Genomic DNA, 22,346 nt, shown 5'->3' with positions numbered 1-22,346 from the left:
CGTCAGGCCTGACAAATGAATCCTGATGAGGAAATGTTCATGTGTTGGGATACGCATGTTATTAAATGTAATAACGTAACACCAGTGGTTAGCGCTCATTACCGGTTGCAAATGATTCTTGTTGGTCAGGCGCAGATGCCTGCGGGGCGGACCAGGCCGAGGCATCGTGCGGGTGCAGGCTTTCCAGGTGGCGAACGTGCACTTGGCTATCGCGGTAACCGCGCAGGCTTGCCTGAATACGCCGCGCAGCGTCTTCGACGAACATCAGGTTCTGCCCGTTGCGCGCTGCGAAAGCCTGTTCGTCAGCCCGTTTTACGGCGGTCTGAACCGGCGTGCGCAAAGCGCCTTCGACTTGGTCGATCAGGGCCAGCAACCCGAGATCCGGGGCATCGGAAGGTACCGTGACGCGCACTCGAGCTTCGCTGCGCTGGCTATGTGGCGTCGCCAGCGACGCGTTGCTGCGCAGCCACTGCGCGACGGCGCTGGCTTCGAGCAGCGGCTGGTCCTTGAAGGTTCGCAGGAAGCCGTCCTCAATCAATTGTCGGGAGAGAGCGGCCGAGCACGGGCAGGTCGAGGAATAGCCGATCCTGACCTCGATACTCAGGTTCAGTGCCCCGCCGACCTTCGTGGCGAGCACGTGAACCGGGTACGACTTCCAGCCAGAGAGGCCCTCGGTCACCAGCGCAGGGCGGCGAACCAGCAAATCGAAATCCAGGCGCAACCTGGCATTGCGGCTTTCGCAATCCTGATGGCTGTCGATCATCTCCTGCAACAGCGCAAAGAGGCTTGCCGGCGACACCGCCGCAGCCTGCCCCCAAGCGTCCAGCAGGCAATACAGCCTGGACATGTGAATGCCTTTGACGTGTGGTGCCGGCAGGTCGACCTGGACATCCGCCCGGGCGTGCAGTTCACGCTGGTAGGTCGGTTCTTCGATCCTTACCGGCAGGTCGATACCCTGCATGCCGACCCATTGCAACGGGCTTAGGCTGTGGGCCAGGTCGGTGACGGAAACGTCGGGTAATGCTGAGCTCATCATGTCTATCCAGTGGTGGGAGCCTTGCACGTAGCAGCAAGGGGTATGAATCAGTTCCAGGCGGGGAAGGGGTTGGTCAGCTTCATCCAGCCTTCCGTTCCCTGGGCCCTTTCCTCATCGGTCAGCAGCGCGCGACGGGCCCGGCCTGGGACCGGTTGCCGGCCATGGACGGTTTGCAGTCGAGCCAGAGGTAACGTTTAATGTATTTAGTTATAACATAACATTTAGGTTAGATTGCAAATCATGTCCGTGTTCTTGAGCAGGTAGAGGCAGGAAGCCGCTTCGCGTGTGGCTGCTGAAGTGGGGGAAAACTGCTGGACAAGATCAACGCTGACCTAGAATGCGCTGCCTGGGGCGAGCTGAAACGTAGTCGCTGGGGTCGAAGGCCAGAAGCAGGCGGTCGCGAGCGGGCATTTTGTGCACGTTTTCGTTGACCGCCATAATCGGCGACCAGTGCCGGTGGGGCTGAGGGACCTACTGGAGAGATTTGTCGAGTTTAGTTAGCTCATGTGCGCTGAGTGCTGGGTGGTACCTTTCGTTTGGCATACCACGCGAACAGCATGATTGCTAGCAAGCACACTGCAGTTTGGGTCGTTCCCAGTATGGCAACAGTGGGAAACTTCGGCGTTGAAACCATCCAGGTCGACACTGCTCCGATTGCCATGGTGAGGAATCCCAAAAGGGCTGAGGCCAGTCCTGCTTCTTTCCCGAACGGTGTCATGGTCAAGGCCGTTCCCAGCGGATTGGCAATACCCATACCCCCTAGGAAAAGCACCATCGACAATGAGTACCAGCCCAAGCTTGGATTGCTCGGGCCTACCAGCAGCAATGCACCCGCCAAACACGCAGTCGCTAGGCCTGATAAGGTGATGGCTCGGCTACCCCAACGGTGAGCCAAGCGAGGAGCAGCCAAGCCAGCGGCAAAGACTACGAAGACAGTTGCCGCGAAATAAAGGCCCACTTGGAGCGAGTTAAGCCCCATACCGTCCATCAAGATGGACGGCGCAGCGGCGAACGAGGCGAATAAGCCGCTCATCAGCAGGCTGGTCGCCAGTGCGGGCAAAATGAAGAGACGGTTGGACGCCAGTTTGCCGTATGCGATCAGGACCGCAGGTACTGATTGAGTCACCCGACGATGGCCAGGAAGGGTTTCACCTATCCCTCTGACGTAGAACAGCGCGATAAGGATTGCCGACATGCCGACGACTACAAAAAGTGCACGCCAACCCAAAGTGGTGTTCAGCATACTGCCGATCAAAGGTGAGAAGCCTGGTGCTGTGGCGGCAGCGATCATCGTCAGCGATAACGCGCGTGCCAGGTTCTCACCCTCATAAAGATCGCGAGCGATGGCTCTGGCCAGAACCGCGGCGGCACACACGCCAATAGCCTGGATTACTCGTCCGTGAATCAGCATGTCGAATGTGGCGGCGTTAGCCGCCCAAAACGTACCCACCACGAAAATCATCAGCCCACCCACTACCAGCCGCTTGCGGCCATAGCGATCGGCAAGCGGCCCTACCAATAATTGGGCGAAGGCGAAGGTGATGAAAAAGCTGGAAAGCGTCAACCCGAGTTTCTGGGATGAGACGTTGAACTGTCGAGCCATTTCAGGAAAAGCGGGCAGGATGATATTGGTGGACAAGTTGCTGATGGCAGCGAGTGCTGCCAGTAACAGGATGACCTTGGCCGTCAGGACGTTGGCCCTCTGAGCATCACCTTCAGCTTCGTTGGCGTGTGTTTCGAGTCGGCTGTTCATACGTTGGCCTCCCAGCGGCGGAACAGTACGCTGGCGTTCACACCACCGAATCCGAAACCATTGGACAAGGCATATTCGATGGGCATTTCACGGGCTATTCGTGCAACCAGGTCAAGGCCAAGCGCAGCATCATCGACCTGAGTCAGGTTGAGCGTGGGGGGAACGACCTGGTCTTGCAGCGCCAACACCGTGAAAATGGCTTCGATACCGCCTGCCGCCCCCAAGAGGTGGCCGGTGGCCGATTTGGTCGATGTAATGGCCACGCCGCTGCCGCTACCGAATACGGCGCGAATCGCTGAAAGTTCACCCTTGTCGCCAACCTGGGTAGAAGTCGCATGCGCATTGATATGGTCCACGTCCCCAGGCGCTACCGACGCCTGTTGCAGCGCGAGTTGCATGGCACGCCTGGCACCGCTTCCGTCTTCGGGACCAGCGGTCAGGTGGTAGGCATCAGCGCTCGTTCCGTAGCCGACCAGCTCGGCCAGGGGCTTGGCGCCACGGGCCAGCGCATGTTCCAGCGACTCGATCACCAGCAAGCCAGCCCCTTCAGCCATGACAAACCCGTCCCGTTGGCTATCGAAAGGACGGGAGGCTTGCTCAGGGCTATCCGAAAAGCCCGTGCTGAGCGCTCGTGCAGCCGCAAAGCAGCCTAGCGTCACGCGATCGATTGCCGCTTCGGCGCCACCGCAGATCGCGATATCCGCTTCGCCGCTTCTGATGAGCCGAGCGGCATCGCCGATGGCCTGCACCCCCGCAGCGCACGCTGTGACGGGTGCCCCAAGTGGGCCTTCGAAACCGTAGCGTATGGAGACATGACCCGCTGCCATATTGGCCAGGAACGATGGCGCCGTGAAGGGCGACAACTTGCGAGGGCCACGTGTGTCAGTGGTGCGCACCGCCTCTGCGATGGCGCCGAAGCCACCGACTCCGGAAGCGATGACGGTGGCGGTTCGCGCGCGTTCCGCCTGACGCTCGGGATGCCAGCTGGCTTGCTGCAATGCTTCATCCGCTGCTACCAGCGCAAACTCGATGAATCGATCCATTTTCTTGCGTTCCTTGGCGTGGATGACCTGCTCGGGTTGATAGCCTGCCACGGCATCCTCGGCCAATGTGGGCACGCTGCCGCCCACCGACACGCCAGTGCCTTCGACGATATCGGCAGCAAGCGCGCGAATCCCGGACTGGCCAGCCAGCAATCGACGCCATACTTCCGTTACGCCGCAGCCCAGCGGGCTGACAACGCCGGTGCCGGTTACCACGATGCGCTTTTGAATAATGTTGTGAGTCATTTCGACCTCTCGTTGAATCATGAGCGCGCCACGAATGACATCGGGCGCGCACGGGTTGCAGGCAATGTTCAATCAGGCGCGGCGTGCAGCTGCTGGCTTGGCAATGCGGCTATCTGGGTGGATCTTGAACCAGATGGAATACATCGCCGGCAGGAACACCAAGGTCATGATCGTGCCCACGAACGTGCCTCCGATCAGGGTGTAGGCCAAGGTGCCCCAGAACACCGAGTGGGTGAGGGGGATGAAGGCCAGGATGGCTGCCAATGCCGTAAGCAAGACCGGGCGTGCGCGTTGCACTGTGGCCTCGACCACAGCGTCGAAGGGGGCAAGTCCTTCAAGCTGGTTGTGGTCAATCTGCCCGATCAGGATGAGGGTGTTGCGCATCAGAATCCCGGAGAGCGCGATCAAGCCGACTAACGCGTTGATGCCGAACGGTTGGCCGAACAGCAGCAAGACAGGTACTACGCCGATCAACCCCAGCGGAGAAGTCAGAAACACCATGACCATCGCCGAGATAGAGCGCACCTGCAGTATGATGATCAACAACGTCAGGGCAATCATGATCGGCAGGAGAGGGACGATAGCCTGGCTGGCCTTGGCCGACTCTTCGATAGAGCCTGCCATTTCGATTTTGTAGCCCGCAGGCAGCTGCGTGACGATGGGCTGGAGGTCTTTCCAGATCGCCGTGGATACATCAGGCGGCTGCAGCCCTTCGGCGATGTCACCCCGCACTGTCATGGTGGGTGTTCGGTCGCGGCGACGGAGGATGGGATCCTCCATACGAATACTCACTTCACCGATCTGCGAAACAGGAACGCGCTGACCGTTCGAGCCTACCAGGGTGAAATTCTCGATCTGGGCAGGATCGAGTCTGATCTGGCCAGCGGCACGCCCTACAACCTGCACAGAGCGGATATCTTCCCTGACCGACGTGATCGGCACACCGGTCAGCAGGAATTGAAGCTGCTGCGACACCGAGGCGGACGTCAGGCCAACCGCCTGCAGGCGATCTTGATTCAGGGAGAAGTGAAGCGTGGGAACAAGCGGACCCCAGTCGGTATTGACGGTCTTCATCATGGAGCTCGCCTGCAGCACGCTTTGGACGCGTGCTGCAATCTGGCGCAGTTGCGAGGCATCCGGGCCCATCACCCGATAGGCGACCGGGTAGGGGGAGTAGGGCCCGAATACCAGTTGTGTTACCCGCACTTGAGCGCCGGGTGCCAGACCTTCGGAGGCCGCCACCCGAAGACGATGCTTGAGGGCCTCACGAGCGCCCTGGTTTTCGGTCAGGACCACAATCTTGGCAAAGGACGGGTCGGGCAACTCAGGGGCCATTGCCAGGAAGAAGCGGGGCGGGCCTTGGCCGATGTAAGTGGTGACAATCTTTGCCTCCTCTTGCTGACGTAGCCAGGACTCAACCCTGATTGCAGTGGCGTTTGTCTGTTCGATGGAGGTGCCATAAGGCATCTGCAGCTCCACAAGCACTTCGGGGCGGTCGGAGGTCGGGAAGAACTGCTTCTTTACCAATCCCATGCCAAGCACGGCGGCCACAAATGTCGAAACCACGGTGCCTGCCACGAGCCATTTATGTGCGATCACCCAGCCCAACAAAGTGCGGAATCGGTTGTAATGACGGGTGTTGTAAATAGCGGCATGACCACCTTCAATCGCCTTGATCTGAGGCAACAGCTTCACGCCTAGGTAGGGGGTGAACGCTACCGCCACCACCCAGGATGCGATCAGGGCGATGCCGACAATCCAGAACATGTTGCTGGTGTATTCGCCGGCAGTGGACTGGGCGAAACCGTTAGGCATGAATCCGATGGCGGTAACCAGTGTGCCGGACAGCATGGGGGCTGCCGTGTGACTCCAGGCATATGCCGAAGCTTTGATGCGGTCGTAACCTTCTTCCATCTTAACGACCATCATTTCGATGGCGATGATCGCGTCGTCAACCAGCAACCCTAAGGCCAGGATGAGCGAACCCAGCGTAATCCGGTCGAAATTCTTGCCTGTTGCGGCCATCACCACAAATACGATCGCCAGTGTCAGTGGCACCGCGGCTGCGACGACAACGCCGACACGCCAGCCCATGCTGAGGAAACAGACGAGCATCACGACCAGCAGGGCAACGAAGAACTTAACCATGAACTCGTCGACGGAGGACGTAATGTTCACCGCCTGATCGGTGACCTTGCTCAGCGTCATGCCCAAGGGCATGCTTTCGTTGATTCTGGCTGTTTCGGCCTCCAGGGCTTTGCCTAGGTCGAGGCCGTTCCAGCCTTCGCGCATGACAATGCCAAGCAGCAAGGCTGGTTCGCCATCGTTGCGTACCAGGAACGTCGCGGGATCTTCATAGCCGCGTTCAACGTCGGCCACATCCGACAGTTTCAGGGCGCGGCCTTGGGCGACCACAGGGGTTTCGCGAATCTTTGTCAGTTGATCGAAGGCGCCGTCAACCCTGACCACCACGTGTGGCCCCTGCGTTTCCACCGAACCCGCCGGTGACAGGGCATTCTGGTTGTCCAGGGCCGAGAAAATGTCCTGTGGCGTGATGCCGAGTGTGGCCAGGCGGTCATGAGAAAAGGACACGAATATCCGTTCAGCCTGTTCCCCGATGATGTTGACCTTCTTGACGCCCGGCACGTGCAGCAGCTGCTGGCGCAGTGTTTCGGCGTCGCGTACCAGCTGGCGCTGCGGTTCGCCTTTGGCTTTGAGCGCGTAGACCGCAAATGTCACGTCCGAGAATTCATCATTGAGCATTGGGCCAATCACGCCCGCTGGCATGAGCTTGGCCTGATCACCCGCTTTCTTGCGGGCCTGGTAGAACTCCTCCTGAACCGCCGAAGGCGGGGTCTTGTCTTGCAGCGAAACCATCGTGAATGCCAACCCGGGCCGGGTGTAGGTTTCGGTACGGTCATACCAACGCAGCTCCTGCATGCGTTTTTCCAACGGTTCGGCCACCAGATCTTGCATCTCTTGTGCAGTGGCGCCGGGCCAGGCAGTGATAATCGTCATCTGCTTGACGGTGAAGGGCGGATCTTCTGCACGGCCCAGTTTGAAGAAGGCCAGCGTTCCGGCGAAGGCGATCAGCACAATCAGGAAGAGGGTGATTGATCGCTCGCGTACTGCGAGCGCGGACAGGTTGAAACGAAGCTGGCTCATGGCTGGTGCTCCGTGACCTGAGCTGTTTGAGCCTGTTCCATGACCTCAACACCATCGCGCAGCAGATGCGCACCCAGTGCCACGATCCGATCGCCAGCGTTCAGATCACTCTTCACGACAGCTTTTTCGTCACTGACACTTAGCACTTCCACCGCGCGCCACGACACCTTGGCCGGCTGGCCAGCTATCACCCAGACCCCGGCTCCGTTACCCGGGTCAAAGAGTGCGCCGAGGGGTATCTGCTTTGCGTCAAAATGCGTATCAGTATTTGGAATATCAAGCGTAATGGTTGCACCTAATGGCGCGCTCGCCAAAGGCCCAGTGAGCACGTACCTGGCCTCGAATGTGCGCGTAATCGGGTCTGCAGCATCTGAAAGTAAGCGCAGATGAGCAGGTACGGCCTGTGCAGGCTTGCCAAATAGCGTGGCGAGTGCAGTCGAGCCAGGCGCCGGTCGAAGCGTTTCTGGCAAGTAGACGACAGCTTCTCGTTGCCCAGCCCTGGCCAGCTTTACAACTGCTTGGCCAGCACTGACGACCTGGCCCGGTTCGGCCAGCGTGTCCATCACTACACCATCGGCGTCGGCTAGCAAGACCGCATATTCAGTGGCGTTCCTGGCAACGTCAGCCTGAGCTTGCGCGGCACTGAGTTGCGCCTTGGCGGCATCAGCCGCAGCTTTGATCTGGTCGTAAGACGAGGCCGAGACCGCGCCCTCGGCCACCAGCCCTCGATAGCGAGCTTCGTCGTCACTGGTCTGCTTGGCCCGTGCCCGAGCAGCAGTTACTGCCTCTTGCTGCGCGCGCGCCTGCAGATTCAGATCCACCGGATCCAGGCGCATCAAGGGCTGACCGCGTTCGACTGTTTGTCCGGTATCGACCAGGCGCTGCAAGATCTTTCCGGATACTCGGAAGCCGAGGTCACTCTGCGTGCGAGCTACCACAACCCCGGAAAACGAACGTGCAAGTTCTGACGCGTCCTGTACTGAGACCGCTTTCACGACTGGCGGTTTATCTCTCGGGTCTTTTCCAGGTGAAGAGTCCCCGCAAGCGACGAGGGCGAGTGGGAGTAAGCAACCGACTAAGGCGGCAGGACGCAGGCGCATGGGATCCCTTTCTCAAAAGGCGATGTAGGAATCCCATTTTTCTACTGGTGACCAATATTGTCAATGGTCACAATTTGCTAGGGGGCGAGGCTTCTGAGTATCAAGGCCGGCAGTTGGATGACCGCATCCTCAAGCGTGTCCAGGTTATGCTGAAGGAGCGCGGCATTTACGTAGGGCCTCATGATCAGAAAGATGGCCAGCGTCGCCTCATCCACTGGTGTCTTGCGTTCGAATTCTCCCGCGCTGCGGCCCTGTATCAGGATCTCTTGAATTAACCTGCTGATATTGGCTTCATGGGATTTGACCGACGACCACTGGTCACGCGATGCCACTGCGGCTATGTCGTAGAGTTTTCGCTCCTGGAAGAAAAGGTCAGCCCCAGCCTCTGCGATATTACGGAATAGACGCCTTAGCTTCTCCGAGGCGCTGGGGGCATTGCCAGTGGCCGCCTCGACGCGTTGCATGATGAGCGCCAGCCGACTGGAGCAGATCACCTCGCCGATCGCTTGCTTGGATTCAAAAAATTTGTAGATGTAGGCCTTTGAGAAGCCGATTGATTTTGCCAGATCCGAGACAGTGGTTTTGTCATACCCATAGTGGGCGAAGTGCTCCATCGCAGCCTGGATGATCTGATCCCTCACATCGTGGTCAGCAGGCCCTCGCGCCGGCGAGGGTGGAGAAGGTTTAGTCATTGGAAGCGTCCTGGAACGGGTTGACAGGCTGTGACCAAACCATGATATGGTCACTGCCGCTCTTGGTCTACGAGAATCATCATGCTTCCCTACCGAACTATTGCTCTGCTGCTGAGTTCCAGCCTCTCTGCAGGGTGCATGGTTGGCCCGGATTATAAACAGCCAAACGCACCGCTGGCCCATCATTACATCAGTAATGCCGGGCTGGCTGCCACGCCAGGCGCGAGGGCCGACAAACTCGATAATTGGTGGGATGGGTTTGGAGATCCGCTGCTGAGCACACTCGTGACTGAAGCGATAGGGCAAAATCTTGAGCTTGCCCAAGCCCAGGCCCGCGTTGTGCAAGCTCGGGCCACCCTCGGTTCCGCTACCGCAGCACTCGTGCCTTCGGCGAGCGTGAATGGCCAAGCAGCTCGTTCACGTCAATCGATCGAGACACCGTTAGGTCAGGTCTTGAATTCAACACCGGGCTACGACCGCTACGGGAGCAGTTACGAGCTGAATCTCGATGCAAGCTGGGAAATCGATCTGTTTGGAGGGCTGCGACGCAATCGTGAGGCAGCTATGGCGCAGTACCAAGCGTACGAGGCCGGTGCGGTCGCGACGCGTCTTGCCATTGCAGCCCAGACTGCCGACATCTATATCACCGTTCGAGGTCTTCAGGCTCGTCTCGCCATTGCTCAAGCTCAGGCAAGAACACAGAGGGAGCTTTTGGGCAAAGTCAAACTGCTCAATCAAAAGGGGCTGGCGGCAGACTATGAGGTTCGCCAAACCGAAGGCGAGCTCTCGCAAGTTGACGCAACAATCCCGGGCTTGCGAGCAAACCTTGATGCTGCACTCAATGCCTTGGACGTTGTGCTTGGCAGCAGTCCAGGCACCCATCGAACTCAAATGGCAGCACCCTCGCACATTCCGAAGGCCCCTCAGTTATCTGCCATCGGCGAGCCGGCCCAATTGCTGCGCCGCAGGCCTGATCTGATCGCTGCCGAGCGAAGAGTCATGTCTGCAAACGCGCTTATTGGCAGTGCAATCAGTGAGTATTATCCAACGTTTTCGCTGGGAGCACTCGTTGGCACTGCTTCGACCTCTGGCGGTCAGTTTTTCACTGGTGGGGCAAGCCAGGCGGCTGCGTTTCTTGGCTTGCGATGGAGACTTTTTGATTTTGGCCGGATCAATGAAGAAATCCAGCAGGCGAAAGGGCGTGAGGCTGAAGCTTTGGCCTATTATCGACAGGCCGTGCTGGGAGCTTCGCAAGACGTCGAGACCGCATTATCTGCATTGGTCAACCGCCAGCAGCAGGCACAGTCCCTGGGCGAGGGGGAGGCATCCCTTGCGCAAGCGCGACAATCGTCATTTGCGGCCTACCAGAAGGGCGCTGCAAGTCTATTGAACGTCCTGAACGCTGATCAACAACTGCTTAGGGCTTCAGATTCACGAGCGGTCGCGCAAACAGAGGCGGCCCGTGCTGCAATCGCTACGTATCGCGCATTGGGAGGAGGGTGGTCCCCCCTCTTCAATGGCAGCGACACGAGAAAGAAAACTTGATGTCGCTCCGTTGGTTAGCGCCGTAGACGTATCCCTCAGGTGCGCCCCCCACGCAGATAATGGACCGGTCGGGTCAGTCTGTAGAGGTCGCCCTCGTGCATGACTTGTGCTCGCGCTCATCAGCGGCGCCTGCGTTGCGTGCGAGTAATGACTAGCCCGGCAATAATGCCCAGGACAGCTGCACTCACCCACAACGGTGTGTTGTTTTTGCGGCTTCGCCAGCCACCGTCCACGCGGCGTCGGCCACTCGGCGGTTCGAACAGATTGCCCGAGGAAATGGTTGCACGGGGACTGCGGTGTATGCCCCAGCGTGTCAGCCATCCCGAAACCTGCGGTAGACCTGGAACGAGGAAGCTGGCCAGGTGGGCAAGGCGGGCGGCGGTGCCGACCGTGGTGTGTGCACGAGGGGAAATGGCGCATGCGACCATGGCCTTTGCCACCAGTTCTGGATCGTAGATCGGCCCAGGCGGGGTGAGGGCATGGCCGGTGTAGTTACCGCCATCCCTGAACCCTGGCGTGTCCATGACCGCTGGATAGATATCGCAGACATGGATATCGGCAAATTCCGTCAACTCTCCCCGCAGCGCATCGGTCAGGCCACGCAGGCCGAATTTGCTTGCCGAGTAGGCCGCTGCATAGGGCTGGGCAACCCAGCTGCCCAGTGACAGCGTGTTGATCAGGATGCCGCTGCGCTGCGCCTTGAAGTAGGGCAGGGCCACATGAGCGCCGCGCAGGTAACCGACCAGGTCGGTTTGAATGACCTGTTCATGGGCTTCCAGCGGCGTTTTCTCGAAGCTGCCGACCACACCAACGCCGGCGTTGTTGACCCAGATATCGATCCGGCCATGGCCAAATTCGGCAGCCTGTGCGGCCAGCGCTTGCATTTGATCGCTGCTGGTAACGTCGGTGGTGATTGCCACGGCGTCCGTCCCACAATCGGTGCACTCGTCCAGCACCTCGAACAACGCTTCTTCATCCCGTGCGGCCAGGACCAGGCGAGCACCTTTGCAGGCAAACGCATGCGCGGTGGCCCTCCCTATGCCACTTGAAGCGCCGGTGATGACCACGACCTTGCCGCGCAACGGGCCTTTTACCTGTGCTGAGCATGAAGGCTCGGCCGGCGGTGAATCTTGCTCGAACGCGTCAGTCGCAGATTCGAGGAAAGCACGGGCTTCTATCCTCGAGAGCTCCAGGGCGGTGCCGTCGACCAGCACCAATTTCAGCCCCTCGATGGTGCCGGCCACCCGATCGGGGAATACCGGCTCACCCTCCGCATCCAGGCTGTCATAAATGAACTTCGTGCCTTCAAGCCAGCCGACAGCCGTCAGCAGTTCGGGGCCAAGGTAATATCTACCGTCCAGAAAAAAGCCGGGGAATTGATGGGCGCGCTCGACGTTCTCGACGCGGTAACGTTCGCCTGGTTTCATGCCTGTCGCTTGATCGATCATAATAATGACCCCTTTCGATGTGCGTTGCAAAACGTTCAACCTTTGCTGTGTTCGTCGGATGTCGGCCCGGTTCCGCGCTTGATACCGCGCGGCCCGGCAACGCCCCAGATGGCCAGGCCCACGATCGGAAGCACGACGATCACCAAGGCCCATAGCACTTTGCAGGCGTCGGACTGGTCGCTTCTGAACACACTCACGATGGCCCATAAGTCGATGAGCAACAGAATGGCCGCCACTGCAATCCAGAAATACATGGCAAGGTCGTTCATAGGCTTGTCTCCTGTGGCTTACACGTATTCGGGGCCCAAGGTGCCGGATGCCGCGCCGGGAACCAGAATGACCTTGCGGCAGTTGTCCTGTTTCTGGTCGAACATCCTGTAGCCCATGGTCGCTTCCTCCAGGGCGAGGCGGTGGGTGACGATGCGCTCGGGTTGCAGACGACCGGCCTCGATGTGCTCAAGCAGCTCTGGCAGGTATTTCTGCACATGTGTCTGGCCCATCTTGAACGTGAGGCCTTTGTCGAATGCGTCGCCGAACATGAAGGCGTGGATGAAGCCGGCATACACGCCGGGGACACTGACAATGCCTCCGCGGCGCACAGCTGCAATGCTCTGGCGCAAGGCCTTGCCACTGCTGCCTTCGATCTTCAATGCCGTCATGACTGTTTCGGCGGTGCTGCCCTTGGCCTCGAAGCCAACGGCATCGATGACCGCGTCGACACCGCGCATGCCTGGTGTCTGGCGGATGATGCTGTCGGCAGGGTCGTCATCCTGCTCGAAGTTGATAGCGGTGACACCGTAAGCGTCCTGGGCATAGGTCAGACGGTAGTCGTTGTCATCGACCATGAAGATGGTCTGGGCACCGAGCATTCGCGCGCAGGCGGCAGTCAGCAGACCCACCGGCCCCGCGCCATAAATGGCTAATGAAGAGCCCTGGCCGATCTCGGCGTTGAGGACTGCCTGCCAGGCGGTTGGCAGGATATCGGAGAGAAACAGCACCTTGTCATCAGCCAGCGCGGTTGGCACCTTGAACGGGCCAACATTGGCTTTCGGCACTCGAACGTAGTCAGCTTGTCCTCCGGGGATGCCTCCATACAGATGGCTATATCCGAAGAGTGCGGCTCCGGGCGGGATGCCTTTTTTGTTGATGAGTGACCCGCGACCGGTGTTGGTGGTTTCGCAGGCGGCGAACAGGTCGTGTTGGCAGAAAAAGCAACTGCCGCAGGCAATGACGAAAGGAACCACCACGCGGTCGCCGATCTGCAGGTTGGTAACGGCCCTGCCGGTATCCTCGACGACCCCCATGAACTCATGGCCAAAAATATCACCCGCCTCGGTCTGCGGGATCTTGCCCCGATAAAGGTGTAGATCCGAGCCGCAAATGGCGGTTGCGGTTACCCGAAGGATGATATCGTCCGGATCTTGAATGATGGGGTCTGGGACGGTATCGACCCTGACATCGTTTGCGCCGTGGTAGGTCAATGCTCTCATGGAATTTGCTCCTGCAGCCGTGTATTTCCGTGATGGGTATGCAGGGGAAGCCAAGAGAGAGGGAAAAGTTCAAGCGATCAGCCCGGTTGCATCGCGGCGTTTTTCTTCCAGCCCCGCAGGTTCATGGCGCACAGGAAAACCTGCAGGATGATCAGGGCCCAGGCCTGCGCCTGCCATCCCCAGATTGCCCACAGCACATTGCTGGCAATGAAGCAGCAGAAACCCAGTTTGCGCCGGCCTGGGCGCCCTGAGCCGATGCACCAGGCAGCGAGCACGGTCAGGACCATGGCAGGCCATTCGAGAAAGTCGATCCAGTCATTCATCACGCGTACCCAATTGATTGCGTTTGGAAGTAGGACTGGCGAGCACATAACCTGGTTCAGAACGCTTGGCCGAGACTCGCGGCCGCCGGAATTATGGAGCGTCCAGGCTGCGCGCTGTCTTTAGTCGACCATCCTGGCTTATCGATTGGGCGTCGCTCAACGGGTCATTACCGACAGCCCGGCCAAAGCCAGCAGGACAATGATCACCCGCACATACCAAGCTACACGCTCGAAGCGCTAAACTCGCTTTTGCATGGGTATGTCTTCCCGGATGGGATAACGTCTGGAAATCAGCTCGTCGTCCGCTTTTCACTTGCCCTCAGGCGCGTTCGCCGCGAAGCCAGCGTTGGTGGTAATGGGCCAGGCGCGTCAGCCCGAATAGCGCACCCTGCCGCATCACGTCCGACCTTTCCCCAAAGAAACGTTGGGTACGTGTAAATACGGCTACAGGCTCGCCGGCGAAGGCCCAGGCAAAGCACATCGTCCCCGGGGGCACCCCGGATTCAGGGTTGGGCCCTGCAACACCTGTCGTTGCAATCACCACGTTCGCACTGCTGTCTCTCAACGCGCCCAAAGCCATCTCCCAGGCCACGGCTTCGCTGGTGAGACCGTATCGCTCGATTGTCTCGGCGCTGACCCCCAGCAAGCGTTTTTTCGCACAGGGCGAATAAACGACATAGCCACTTTCCAGCACTTCTCCAGTGCCGGGCACCGCCGCCAACAAGGCGACCATGCAACCTGCGGTGCATGATTCGGCGGTGGAAAGGATCAACCGGTTCTCTTTGAGGTAGCCGAGCGCAGCTAATACAGGTTCGGTCGCCATAAGGGTATCGACTCGCGTGTTCTTTTGCGGTGGACGCAATCCTGGGACATTTGGTTCAGCGCATGGCTTGTCCGCCTGTCCCTTCCCTGAAACCTGTCTGAACTTTGTTCAGTTCCCAGCCCTCCTTCATGGAGAGGGGCAGCAGCGCTAATGTGTTGGCGCACTGGGCCGAGCTCTCCTGATCACAGCGAAGAGTAGGAACATCATGACCAAAGAAGTCCTTTCAAAAAAGTCAGGTTCACAGAAATCTCACGGCGAGGAAGAACGGGACAACGATGCGCATCGCCCGGATGGATCCACGGGAACATCGCATGATTCCACCGCGCAAAAAGCGGCACGTGATCAGGATCGTCGCCAGCGGTGAATCTCTGAAGGGCTGCCTGGTGCGGATTACCGTTACGTTTAAAGCCGTTGCACCGGTTTAAACGTTGAACGTTTATCGCGCTGTTTCCTTTGGTAGTCCGGGTAAATGTTATAGATCATAAGGGCTGAGCTTCCGCCTTCACCCTGCGTCCCCCGAATGAATGCCCAACCAATAGGGCATTCGCTGACCCATCAGGCTCGAGGGCATAACGATGGACAACACCAATCAAAGCTCGACCGCTCAACCTGGCAGCACCCAGGATCATATACAGGCCATCAGGAGCGCCTGAGCCCTTGTTAGATGGTCGACCGCGTGGGCCTGGTCTGGCTGGGCCTGAACCAGAACCGCCCGTTCAACCCTGGGCCTGCCCGCCAAGGACCTGGAGTTGGCGAAAAGCAGTCGGTATGCGATCAGCCTAAAGAGCCCGTCTCGACGCAGGCAGCGAGCGGGGCCTTGGCCCCGCCGGATCACAGCACCTTGTCGAGCGTGATCGGAAACTCCCTCACACGCTTGCCCGTGGCATGGTAGACCGCATTGGCCACGGCGGCTGCCACCCCAACGACGCCGATTTCGCCCACACCCTTGGACCCCAGCTCGTTGACGATATCGTCGTGCTCTTCAACGAAGATCACCTCGATATCCCCGCTGTCTGCGTTGACCGGGATGTGGTACTCCGCCAGGTTGTGGTTGACGATGCGGCCCAACCGATGATCGGTCAACGCGGCTTCGTGCAGGGCCATACCCACCCCCCATACCACGCCTCCCAAGATCTGGCTGCGTGCGGTTTTCGGGTTGATAACCCGTCCCGCTGCCACGGCGCTGACTACCCGTACTACCTTGATTGTGCCAAGGTCCTCGTCGACGTGGACTTCCACGAATACCGCCGAATGCGTGGCGGTGGAGAACGGCTGGCGCCTGGCGCCGGGCTCGGCGTCGATTTGCACCTCGAACTCACCTTCGGGGGCGCTGGCGATGATGTCCGCCAAGGCCAGGCGATGGCTGCCTGCATGCAGGTAGCCATCGGCGAAAATGATCTGCTCCCGGGCCGTGCTGGCCACTTGGGGGTACATCCTGCGCGCATGTTCCAGCACTTTGGTGCGCAGTACCTGGCAGGCCTGGCGCACGGCCGAACCGACCGACGACACCGTAAACGATCCGCCCTGAAGGGGTGCAGTGGGCAGTGAAGAGTCTCCCAGCACGAAGGTGACATCCTGCACCCTGGCGCCAGCCGCGTCGGCTGCGATCTGCGTCATGACGGTATAGGTGCCGGTCCCGATATCGGTGGTGGCACTGCAGACGGTGAGGTGGCCTTGGGCATCGAAGCGTGCTTTGGCGCTGGCCTTCATCTGCATGGCTTCCCAGACACCACCGGCCATCCCCCAGCCGACCAGTTGGTTGCCATGGCGCATGCTGCGCGGTTGCGGATTACGGTTTTGCCAGCCAAAACGTTCGGCACCTTGCCGGTAGCACGCCAGCAGTTCCTTGCTGGAGTAGGGTTTGCCCTCGTTGGCATTGTTGGCGGTGAAATTGCGCCGGCGCAGTTCAAGCGGGTCTATCTGCGCTGCACAGGCGAGTTCATCCATGGCGCACTCCAGGGCAATCATCCCCGACGCGGCACCAGGCGCACGCATGTCCAGCGGGGTGTACACGTCGAGCGAGGCCAGGCGATAGCTGAGGGCAACGTTGTCGCACTGGTAGAGCATGCCACTCCATTCCACCACGTGCTCGGTGAAGTCCTCGAAGCGGGAGGTTTGGCCAAGTGCATCGTGGGCGATCGCCAGCAACTGCCCGTTTACGTCCGCGCCCAAGCGCAGGCGTTGCTCGGTGCGCGGCCGGTAGCCAAAGGTGAACATTTGCTGGCGAGTCAGCGTGACGCGCACCGAGCGCTGCAGGTGCAATGCCGCCATCACTGCCAGCGGCAACTGGTACTGCGGACGCAAGCCCGAGCCGAAGGCACCGCCGACGAACGCCGCGCGCACGCGGATGCTTGCCTTGGGCAGGCCGAACACCTTGTGCAGGTAGTCCTGGCAGTTCTGCGTGCCTTGGGTCTTGTCGTGAATTTCCAGTGTGCCGTCGGCCTTGTAGAGCACGGTCGATGCATGCGGCTCCATGGGGTTGTGGTACTCGTTGGCAGTCAGGTAGGTGGCATCCACCTGCACCGGGGCCCTGGCAAACTGCGCGGCAAAGTCGCCACGCGGCGCCGGTGTTTCGGCGGGTGCCGCATGTGACTGCTGGCATGCGCCCAGGTCTGTCTGGTGGGGCTCCTCGGCGTACTCGATCCTGATCAGCGAACCTGCATACCGGGCCAGCTCGAGGGTCTGGGCGACCACCAGCGCCAGCGGTTGCCCGTTGTAGAGCACTCGATCATTGAACAAGGGCCGAAACGGCGCCCCCTTCGCGGAATCGGCGTCGCTGTAGTCGTCGTCATAACTGGAAATATGCGGACGTTGGTCATGGTCCAGCACGGCGACCACGCCGGGCACGCGCAGTGCCTGCGCACTGTCGATGTTGAGTACCCGACCTCGGGCGATGGTACTGGACACAACGCTGCCATGGAGCAGGTCCACTTCGGGGTATTCGCCCGCGTAACGCGCCTGCCCGGTGACCTTCGCCACGCCGTCTACGCGGTCCAGGGACGTGCCGGATACCGGTGTAGGTTTGATCATGGTCGTGCCCCCCCGTTAGCGGCGCCGCGCGCCGCGTCATCCAGTGCCCGCACAATGGCGCGTTGGGCGAGCGTGACCTTGAAACCGTTGTGGCTCAGAGGTTTTGCACCTTGCAGCAACGTTTTTGCGGCCCGGATGAAAAGCGCTTCGCTAGGCGCCTGGCCGGCCAGCATGCGCTCCACAACCGCGTCTCGCCACGGCTTGTGGGCAACGCCGCCCAGCGCCAGGCGAGCTTGCCGGATCACCTGGCCATCGAAGCTCAAGGCTGCGGCGACCGACACCAGCGCGAACGCGTAGGAGGCGCGGTCGCGAATTTTCAGATAACGGTAATGTTGTTCGAACACCGGAGGCGGCAGCTCGATGGCGACCACGAGTTCATCGACTGCCAGCTGATTGTCTCGCTCCGGGGTGTCCTCGGGGAGGCGATGAAACGCCGCAAAAGGTATTTGGCGCTCTGCGCGCGGCCCCTGCACATGCACCACGGCTTCGAGCGCTGCCAATGCCACGCACATATCCGAGGGGTGGGTCGCGACACAGGCATCACTGGCACCGAGAATCGCGTGGATACGGTTCAAGCCGGTACGCGCCGGGCATCCGCTGCCGGGCTCACGTTTGTTGCAGGGGGTGCCGGTGTCGTAGAAGTAGTAGCAACGAGTACGTTGCAGCAAGTTGCCACCGGTGCTGGCCATGTTCCTCAATTGCGGTGATGCCCCTGCCAGGATCGCGTCCGACAGCAATGGATAGTGCTGCTCGATCATCGGGTGCCAGGCCAGGTCGGCGTTGCTCACCAATGCGCCGATCAACAAGCCTCCGTTTGGCGTGGGTTGGATGCGGTTCAGCCCAAGCCCGGAAATGTCGATCAGGCGCTGGGGGCGAACCACGTTTTCTTTCATCAGGTCGACGAGGTTGGTGCCCCCGGCAATGAAGTGCGAGCTAGCGTCAGCCAGGCTCACGGCTTCGCTGATGGATGCGGGCTTGTGGTAGCTGAAAGGCGTCATGGATTCGGCCCTCGTGGTGGCTGGGCCAGATCCGTCATCATCGGGAGGGCTTCTTCCACCGCCGCGACGATGTTGCCGTATGCACCGCACCTGCAAAGATTGCCGCTCATCTGTTCGCGAATGGCCTCGCGGGTGTAGGCGCGCCCTTCGCGGGCAAGCCCGACTGCGGAGCAGATCTGCCCCGGGGTGCAGTAACCGCACTGGAAAGCATCGTGGGTGATGAATGCACGCTGCATGGGGTGCAGAACGTCGCCGCTGACCAGCCCTTCGATGGTCACCAGTTCGGCCCCGTCGCACATGATGGCCAAGGTCAGGCAGGCATTGATGCGCTTGCCATCGCGCAGCACCGTGCAGGCCCCGCACTGGCCATGGTCGCAACCCTTCTTGGTGCCGACCAGGTCCAACTGCTCGCGCAGAAGGTCGAGGAGTGTGGTCCAGGGATTCACCTGCAGTGTCAGTCGCTGACCATTCAGGGTCAGGCCGATGGGGTGTTCTTCAACCCCATTGGGAGAGATCGCGCTCATGGTAGGTCCTCACGGTCAGGGTTTGCGCAGTCGGCTGCGTCTCTGTTGTGCGACCGGGCCGGCTGAGTAAACGTTCAGCCGGCTCGCCGATGTGCCGATCATTTCTTGCCCGGCAGCACCGAGCCGAGCACCTGCTTGGCTGTCTGCACGATAATGCCCGCCTGGTCGGGATCACCCTTGAGCAAGGTACTGGCAAACTTCTTCGCTTGGCCCAGGTTGATGTGGGGTGGCAGGGGCGGCACGTTCGGGTCGGTCTTGAACTCGATCAGTACTGGCCGATCAGCAGCTAGCGCGCGCTCCCACCCGGCGGCAACGTCCTCTTCGCGATCGACATAGATACCTTGCAGGCCAATGGAAATGGCGAACAAATGATAGGGCACGTCAGGAATCGACTGCGAAGCGTCGAACTTGGGGTCGCCCTCCATGACCCGTTGCTCCCAGGTCACCTGGTTGAGGTCTTCATTATTGAACACTGCACAGATCCATTGCGGGTTCTCCCACTGTTGCCAGTACTTGGCCACGGTGATCAGTTCGGCCAGGTTGTTCATCTGCATCGCCCCATCGCCCACCAGGGCAAGCACGGCGCTCTGCGGGTGGGCGAACTTGGCCGCAATCGCATAGGGCACGGCTGCGCCCATGCAGGCCAGGCCACCGGACAGCGAGCACTGCATACCCTGGCGAATCTGCAGGTCGCGGGCAAACCAGTTGGCACAGGAACCGGAATCGCTGGTGATGATGGCGCGGTCGGGCAGGCGAGGGGACAGCTCATGGACCACGCGTTGCGGATTGATCGGGTCAGCCTTGACCAGTGCGCGTTTGGTCACGGTCTTGTCCCACTGCGCGCGCCAGGTCTCGACCTTTTCGCGCCAGCGCCGTTCGGTCTTGTGCTCGAGCAAGGGCAACAGGGCACGCAGTGTCTCGCTGGCGTCGCCGACCAGGTTGACCTCCATCGGGTAGCGCAAGCTGAGCATGTCTGGTTGCAGGTCGATCTGCACGCCACGCGCCTGGCCTTCCTTGGGCAAAAACTCGGAATAGGGGAAGCCGGAGCCGATCATCAGCAATGTGTCGCATTGGGTCATCAGCTGATAACTGGGTTCGGTACCGAGCAGGCCGATAGACCCGGTGACCCAAGGGAGATCGTCCGGCAGCACAGCCTTGCCCAGCAATGCTTTGGCCACCCCTGCGCCGAGCTTTTCGGCGATCGCAATTACCTGCTCTGTCGCCTGCAGCGCACCGGCACCCACCAGTATCGCCACCTTGTGCCCGGTGTTGAGTATATCGGCGGCGCGCTGCAGGTCTTCGTCGAACGGCAACACCCTGGGCTTGCTGTAGCCGATGCCCGAATGCACGGTACCGTGAGCCCTCGGTGGCTCGTTGTAGGGGAGGTCCTGCAGGTCGTTCGGCAGGATGACGGCAGTGACGCGGCGTTCGCCGATGGCCGTACGAACAGCGCGATCTAGCAGGTGGCGCACCTGCTCCGGTGTAGAGGCCTGCTGGACGAACGCGCCGGCTACATCTTTGAACATCGACAGCAGGTCCAGCTCCTGCTGGTAGTGCCCACCCAGTGCGGCACGGGCCTGTTGGCCGACGATGGCCAGCACCGGCTGATGGTCCATGCGCGCATCGTACAGGCCGGTAAGCAGGTGCGAGGCGCCTGGGCCAGAGGTGGCGATGCAAACGCCAAGCTCGCCGGTGAACTTGGCATGGGCGCTGGCCATGAAAGCGGCCATTTCCTCATGGCGGGCCTGGATGAACTCAATCTTGCCATTGGCCCGACCCAGCGCGCCAAACATCCCATTGATGCCATCGCCGGGGTAACCGAAGATGCGCCGCACTCCCCATTGATACAGACGCTCCACCAAAAAGTCGCCTACCGTGCCGGTCATTACCTGCTCCCGTTCAGTTGTTGATAGGCGTCTGGACTTGGCACGTGCGGCGAAAGTTTCAACGGTATGTGCACCGATCTGCCAGTTGGAACCCGACGACAGGCGACGGGTTCGAAAGTGAACCGATGACATGATCAGGGTGCGCACTATGACGCTCATGGATACAGCGGATGTCAGCCTGCAGGCCTTGTATTTCGAAGACGACGGCGCGACGCCCAATAGCCGTTTTCCCGTACTGTTCTACCGGCTGCCGCTTGTTCCCTCGGGGGCATGTGCCTTCGAGGTCCTGTTTGCAGCGCACGAATGGACCCCGCTCTGGCGCGACGGGATCTTCGATTATCACCACTTTCACCCTAACGCCCATGAGGCACTGGGCATTGCTTGCGGGTGGGCCCGGTTGACGCTGGGCGGAGAGTGCGGGCAGAGCGTGAGCGTGAAACGTGGGGACGTGCTGGTACTGCCGGCAGGCACTGGTCATCGCCGCATCGAATGCAGCGATGACTTCCTGGTGGTTGGCGCCTATCCTCATGGGCAGGAGGACTATGACATTCAGCGGCCCGACAGTGCCGCGCACAATCGCGCGTTGGCGCGCATCGCCAAGGTTCCGCTCCCCGAGCAAGACCCGGTCAGCGGCATCAGGGGCGCGTTAATGACGCATTGGCGATGAGTGCGCGGCTCGCGGGCCTTGCGCTATGACGATTCTCTGCAGTCACCCGTGTTTTTGCAGGGCTTCAATCAGCTGTGCCTTGGTCATGGTCGAGCGCCCCTTGATGTCTTTGCTGCGTGCCTCTTTCATAAGGCTTTCCTTGCTTTGCGATTCCAGCGACGCGTGCGACGTCCGCGAATGCCCCTGGCGAGATTCAGCGGCGCGCTTGGCCGAATCCGAGCGTGCGGTCTTCTTCGCGTGTGACGGTGTCCTGCTTCCCGAGCCTGTGTGTTTTTCACCGCCTCCGGATTGCTTGTTGACGGTGGCCCAGGCGCGTGCTTCGGCTACATCCTTGCCCACGCCCTTGTCTTCGTAAGATTGCTCGATGTGCTCGGCCTTGCGTTTCTGCTTGTCCGTGTACTTGTCTTTGTCCCCGCGTGGCATGGTATTTACTCCTGCATGGGTTGCATGAACGGTTGAAAACCAGGGTAGAACTGACGCTCCGGGTGATGGACGGGTGATCTCTGGCGATCGGCCCTATCAGCTAAGTGCCGGAACCTGCGCGTGATCCACTTCCGTTTGAGCCACTGCCACCAAC

General features: G+C 60.2%; 19 protein-coding genes. 3 read left to right on the top strand and 16 right to left on the bottom strand.

What is annotated here, in order from left to right; translation table 11 throughout:
• Positions 1-88 precede the first annotated feature (88 nt).
• From folE2 to ACF8Q6_RS17915, 6 genes are all read right to left on the bottom strand, one after another.
• Entirely contained in the window at positions 89-1,033 is a 945-nt protein-coding gene (gene folE2, locus ACF8Q6_RS17940; protein WP_392491894.1) for a GTP cyclohydrolase FolE2, read from the bottom strand.
• 505 nt (positions 1,034-1,538) lie between these two features.
• Positions 1,539-2,789: a multidrug effflux MFS transporter gene (locus ACF8Q6_RS17935; protein WP_392491893.1), complete on the bottom strand. Its 1,251-nt coding sequence runs from the start codon at positions 2,787-2,789 to the stop codon at positions 1,539-1,541.
• The gene (gene fabF, locus ACF8Q6_RS17930) at positions 2,786-4,078 is read right to left on the bottom strand and encodes a beta-ketoacyl-ACP synthase II (protein ID WP_392491925.1); all 1,293 of its coding nucleotides are present in this window, start codon (positions 4,076-4,078) and stop codon (positions 2,786-2,788) included. Before fabF ends, ACF8Q6_RS17935 begins: the two co-directional genes overlap by 4 nt.
• 72 nt (positions 4,079-4,150) lie before the next feature.
• On the bottom strand, positions 4,151-7,243 hold the full coding sequence (locus tag ACF8Q6_RS17925; RefSeq protein WP_392491892.1) for an efflux RND transporter permease subunit: 3,093 nt from the start codon (positions 7,241-7,243) through the stop codon (positions 4,151-4,153).
• Positions 7,240-8,343: an efflux RND transporter periplasmic adaptor subunit gene (locus ACF8Q6_RS17920; RefSeq protein WP_392491891.1), complete on the bottom strand. Its 1,104-nt coding sequence runs from the start codon at positions 8,341-8,343 to the stop codon at positions 7,240-7,242. Before ACF8Q6_RS17920 ends, ACF8Q6_RS17925 begins: the two co-directional genes overlap by 4 nt.
• Positions 8,344-8,420: 77 nt before the next feature.
• Positions 8,421-9,035 carry a TetR/AcrR family transcriptional regulator gene (locus ACF8Q6_RS17915; RefSeq protein WP_012052254.1) on the bottom strand — a complete coding sequence of 205 codons (615 nt, stop codon included), beginning with the start codon at positions 9,033-9,035 and terminating at the stop codon, positions 8,421-8,423.
• Between the two features lie 81 nt (positions 9,036-9,116).
• On the opposite strand from ACF8Q6_RS17915, the gene ACF8Q6_RS17910 reads away from it, so the two are divergent.
• Positions 9,117-10,580, top strand: a complete 1,464-nt coding sequence (locus ACF8Q6_RS17910) for an efflux transporter outer membrane subunit (RefSeq protein ID WP_392491889.1) — start codon at positions 9,117-9,119, stop codon at positions 10,578-10,580.
• Between the two features lie 119 nt (positions 10,581-10,699).
• Here ACF8Q6_RS17910 and ACF8Q6_RS17905 read toward each other — a convergent pair whose 3' ends face one another.
• From ACF8Q6_RS17905 to ACF8Q6_RS17885, 5 genes are all read right to left on the bottom strand, one after another.
• Positions 10,700-12,028 carry an SDR family oxidoreductase gene (locus ACF8Q6_RS17905; RefSeq protein ID WP_392491888.1) on the bottom strand — a complete coding sequence of 443 codons (1,329 nt, stop codon included), beginning with the start codon at positions 12,026-12,028 and terminating at the stop codon, positions 10,700-10,702.
• Positions 12,029-12,063: 35 nt separating this feature from the next.
• Positions 12,064-12,297 (bottom strand): PLD nuclease N-terminal domain-containing protein, encoded by a 234-nt coding sequence (locus tag ACF8Q6_RS17900; RefSeq protein ID WP_012052257.1) that lies wholly within the window; start codon positions 12,295-12,297, stop codon positions 12,064-12,066.
• Positions 12,298-12,315: 18 nt separating this feature from the next.
• Positions 12,316-13,518 carry a zinc-dependent alcohol dehydrogenase gene (locus ACF8Q6_RS17895; protein WP_161774916.1) on the bottom strand — a complete coding sequence of 401 codons (1,203 nt, stop codon included), beginning with the start codon at positions 13,516-13,518 and terminating at the stop codon, positions 12,316-12,318.
• A 77-nt stretch (positions 13,519-13,595) separates the two neighbouring features.
• Positions 13,596-13,841 (bottom strand): hypothetical protein, encoded by a 246-nt coding sequence (locus ACF8Q6_RS17890; RefSeq protein ID WP_041168594.1) that lies wholly within the window; start codon positions 13,839-13,841, stop codon positions 13,596-13,598.
• A gap of 319 nt (positions 13,842-14,160) precedes the next feature.
• Positions 14,161-14,664, bottom strand: coding sequence for a CinA family protein (locus tag ACF8Q6_RS17885; RefSeq protein WP_012052260.1), 504 nt, complete (start codon positions 14,662-14,664; stop codon positions 14,161-14,163).
• A gap of 205 nt (positions 14,665-14,869) precedes the next feature.
• On the opposite strand from ACF8Q6_RS17885, the gene ACF8Q6_RS17880 reads away from it, so the two are divergent.
• Positions 14,870-15,028 (top strand): hypothetical protein, encoded by a 159-nt coding sequence (locus ACF8Q6_RS17880; protein ID WP_012052261.1) that lies wholly within the window; start codon positions 14,870-14,872, stop codon positions 15,026-15,028.
• A gap of 467 nt (positions 15,029-15,495) precedes the next feature.
• On the opposite strand, the gene ACF8Q6_RS17875 is transcribed toward ACF8Q6_RS17880, so the two are convergent.
• The 4 genes from ACF8Q6_RS17875 to ACF8Q6_RS17860 form a co-directional block, all read right to left on the bottom strand.
• Positions 15,496-17,694 (bottom strand): xanthine dehydrogenase family protein molybdopterin-binding subunit, encoded by a 2,199-nt coding sequence (locus ACF8Q6_RS17875; RefSeq protein WP_392491887.1) that lies wholly within the window; start codon positions 17,692-17,694, stop codon positions 15,496-15,498.
• Entirely contained in the window at positions 17,691-18,692 is a 1,002-nt protein-coding gene (locus ACF8Q6_RS17870; protein WP_392491886.1) for an FAD binding domain-containing protein, read from the bottom strand. Before ACF8Q6_RS17870 ends, ACF8Q6_RS17875 begins: the two co-directional genes overlap by 4 nt.
• Positions 18,689-19,216, bottom strand: coding sequence for a (2Fe-2S)-binding protein (locus ACF8Q6_RS17865; protein WP_012052264.1), 528 nt, complete (start codon positions 19,214-19,216; stop codon positions 18,689-18,691). The genes ACF8Q6_RS17870 and ACF8Q6_RS17865 overlap by 4 nt, the downstream gene beginning before the upstream one ends.
• A gap of 98 nt (positions 19,217-19,314) precedes the next feature.
• Complete coding sequence (locus ACF8Q6_RS17860; protein WP_012052265.1) at positions 19,315-21,102, bottom strand: thiamine pyrophosphate-requiring protein; 1,788 nt, start codon at positions 21,100-21,102, stop codon at positions 19,315-19,317.
• A 148-nt stretch (positions 21,103-21,250) separates the two neighbouring features.
• Here ACF8Q6_RS17860 and ACF8Q6_RS17855 point away from each other — a divergent pair, with 148 nt between their 5' ends.
• The gene (locus ACF8Q6_RS17855) at positions 21,251-21,769 is read left to right on the top strand and encodes a cupin (RefSeq protein ID WP_392491885.1); all 519 of its coding nucleotides are present in this window, start codon (positions 21,251-21,253) and stop codon (positions 21,767-21,769) included.
• A gap of 42 nt (positions 21,770-21,811) precedes the next feature.
• Here ACF8Q6_RS17855 and ACF8Q6_RS17850 read toward each other — a convergent pair whose 3' ends face one another.
• Positions 21,812-22,192: a hypothetical protein gene (locus tag ACF8Q6_RS17850; RefSeq protein ID WP_014861890.1), complete on the bottom strand. Its 381-nt coding sequence runs from the start codon at positions 22,190-22,192 to the stop codon at positions 21,812-21,814.
• Positions 22,193-22,346 lie beyond the last annotated feature (154 nt).

Source organism: Pseudomonas sp. GLN_2, assembly GCF_043106005.1.
GTDB lineage: Bacteria > Pseudomonadota > Gammaproteobacteria > Pseudomonadales > Pseudomonadaceae > Aquipseudomonas > Aquipseudomonas alloputida.
Note: the sequence above shows the minus strand (reverse complement) of the source record. Positions and strands in the feature narration are given on the sequence as shown.